The 2747-nt window shown below is 59.8% G+C and carries 3 protein-coding genes and 1 pseudogene; 1 reads left to right on the forward strand and 3 read right to left on the reverse strand.

The genetic code is table 11. The features are described from left to right. Positions 1-125 (forward strand): annotated as a pseudogene (locus GY725_10670) (IS5 family transposase). A gap of 356 nt (positions 126-481) precedes the next feature. Here GY725_10670 and GY725_10675 read toward each other — a convergent pair. The 3 genes from GY725_10675 to GY725_10685 form a co-directional block, all read right to left on the reverse strand. After that, positions 482-574, reverse strand: coding sequence for an AURKAIP1/COX24 domain-containing protein (locus tag GY725_10675; protein MCP4004649.1), 93 nt, complete (start codon positions 572-574; stop codon positions 482-484). A 51-nt stretch (positions 575-625) separates the two neighbouring features. Further along, a complete protein-coding gene (locus GY725_10680; protein ID MCP4004650.1) occupies positions 626-1120 on the reverse strand; it encodes a hypothetical protein in 495 nt (164 codons plus the stop codon). 105 nt (positions 1121-1225) lie between these two features. Beyond that, positions 1226-2747, reverse strand: a 1522-nt coding sequence (locus GY725_10685; protein ID MCP4004651.1) for a PAS domain S-box protein, incomplete at its 5' end; no start/stop codon positions are given.

Below are 2747 nucleotides of genomic sequence, written 5' to 3' on the forward strand. Positions count from 1 at the left end.
CTTCTTGCGAGTCGCCTTCTTGCGAGTCGCCTTCTTGCGAGTCGCCTTCTTGCGAGTTGCCTTCTTGCGAGTTGCCTTCTTGCGAGTCGCCTTCTTGCGAGTCGCCTTCTTGCGAGTCGCCTTCTTGCGAGTCGCCTTCTTGCGTCGAGCTGCCATGCTCTCACCCCCCGATTGCGTTTTTGTCAACGTGTCCGAGCCAGGTCCGCGTCCGCGACTACATTCACTCTGCCGCATCTACATCTCAGTTCGTACACGCCCCGAGCGGGAACTCAGGTTGCGTTCCCTATCGGTCCCCTCAACACGAACTTGACGTTCGCAACGAAGTTAACTGATCGGAAACGCTGAGTTCCATGCTTGGTTGCCGCAGACAGTAAGCACAGGCCCCAATACGTGTCAACGGAAAAAGGCCAAAAAAAACGCACCGATGGCGAACATCGGTGCGTATTGCGAGGTCTTGTGTACCCCGCGAAATAGCGAATTGCTAGCGCTTGCGCTTATGTCGGTTGCGAGCGCGGAGCTTCTTGTACTTGTGCTTCCGCATCTTCTTACGACGTTTCTTGATTACGCTGCCCATCTAACCTCCGACGACGGCTGGCGCGGGATGTTATCCCGGGGACGTCTATTGTCAAGCGCCTTGCGCGCGGGCCGCGACCCAGCTCGTAGCCCGACCCATCATACGAGCATGCACTCGACCGATCAGGCGATTCAGCGCGTGACTCCTAGGTAGGAACCTCAGCGGAGGGCGCCGTCGAACGCCCATCGCAGCCAGTTTGGCATTCACCGCAGCGTTCTCCGGATCCACCATCAGAGCCCTGCGCAGGAAACGAATCGCATCGGCCTTGAAGTCGAAAGCCAGGTAGATTCGAGCCAGATTGAGGTAAAGATCGGGGTTGTAGAATTCCTGACGAACCGCCGCCCGAGCCAGCTCGACCGCGCCCAGAAACTGCCCCCGTACAAAGGCCAGGGCCAGCGCATAGGACGATCTGAAGCGCGCGTTCTGCGGATCAGACAGGTAGGCCCGACTCAGGTGTTCGAAACCCTCGTGCCCGTGCCCAGCTTCGAGTAAAGCCAGACCTCTTCTGTGATGTTCTTCCGGGGTGAACTCGCTCTCATTCTGCATTGGACCTGCCACGTGCTCCCTTCAAGCCCCTCAAAAGGAACTTATCGGAGAACTGGCGACAATGATGAGTCCTGACCCGAGTTCGGCGAAGATTCCTGCCCCGAATCAACCGGCGAGCGGCAACTCTACGATGAAAACCACCTGAGCTTCGGCAGGTAGCTCGGCCCACACCCGGCCCCCGTGCAATTCCACGATGGCGCGCACGAGGTTGAGACCCAGACCTACCCCGCCCTGCTTGCGCGTATATGAACCATCGCGCTGTACGAAGCGGGCAAAGATACGCTCGATATCACCCTGCTCGAGCTCGCGGGTGGGATTCGAAACGCGCAACTGCAAGGTGCGCTCCCCGCGTGTCGTTTCCAGAGACACACGCGAGCCCTGGGGGCTGAATTTCAGCGCGTTCTCGAGCAGATTCAATACGACCTGTTTGATGCGATCCGGATCGAGCCGGGTCTTGGGGAGTTCGGGATCCAGCCGCAGATCGATTTCGAGCCCCGCCTCATCGAGGCGTGGCTTGAACAACTGCACACACTCGGCTGCGATCGCATTTGCGGAAATCTGCACGCAGTCCAGCGCCACCCCACCCGACTCGATATTCGACAGTTCCAGCAACCCCGCAATCATATGGGTCATGCGGTCCGACTCGCGCTGGATGATCTCCAGAAAGTCCTTGCGCTGAGAGTCGGCCAGTCGCGCACCGGGATCGCCATCGCGCTCGGCATTGTCGCGGTGAAGCAACTTCGCAAAACCTTTGATGCAGGTCAGTGGCGTCGTGAGTTCGTGGCTCACATTGGCCAGGAATTCCGACTTCAAGCGATCGGCATCGGCAATTCGCACGTTCTGCTGGCGGAGTTGATCATTGCGCTCGGCGAGCTCACGTTCCAGGCGCAGGCGGGCGGTCACGTCGCGCGCGATACAGACGATTGTCTTGCCTGTTTCGGACACACGCGCCGAGATTTCGAGCATGGCTCGTCCCTCACGCGTCCGGTACTCCAACTGCATGCCTCGAAGAGCACCGATCTCCCGCAACGTGGGGATCGCGGAGGCAAACGCGCGATAGGCATCCGGGCTCAGAAGATTCTGAGCCGACATCCCGCGGAGTTCCTCCAGTGAGACACCGACGAAGCGCAACGCCGCGCGGTTTGCATCGAGCAACCAGAGATCCTGGTCGAATACGAAAATGATGTCTTCGAGCTCTTCCATGAAACTGCGCACCCGCTCCAGGCCCTTGATGTCCTGGATACGGGTATCGCGGCGCGTGGCGAACTCAGCGAGTCGACGAGTCATGTGCTCACCACCCTCGATCTTGGCCGCCAGTAGACGCGCCTCACCAAACGCCCGGGCGTGGCGGGAGTCCTTGCATGGGATCCAACCGTCGACCACAAAACGGCAGAGCTGCCCTCCCCGAGCAACGCATTCGACGTGCTCGACCGACACGGGTTCGTCCGCTGCGCAGGTCTGGAGGAGCGCAGAGATCGCGCCCTGGCGAAAGGCGCATTCGCGGACGTCGCATGGATGGTCGTGGAGGTTGGTCCACTGGATCTCGCTGTGGCCCTGACGATCCACGATGTTCACTGTCGAGTAGCGATCCAGTAGCAGGGCCCAGTCCGAGAACTCGTCTAGCAAG

Source organism: bacterium, from assembly GCA_024226335.1.
Classification (GTDB): domain Bacteria; phylum Myxococcota_A; class UBA9160; order SZUA-336; family SZUA-336; genus JAAELY01.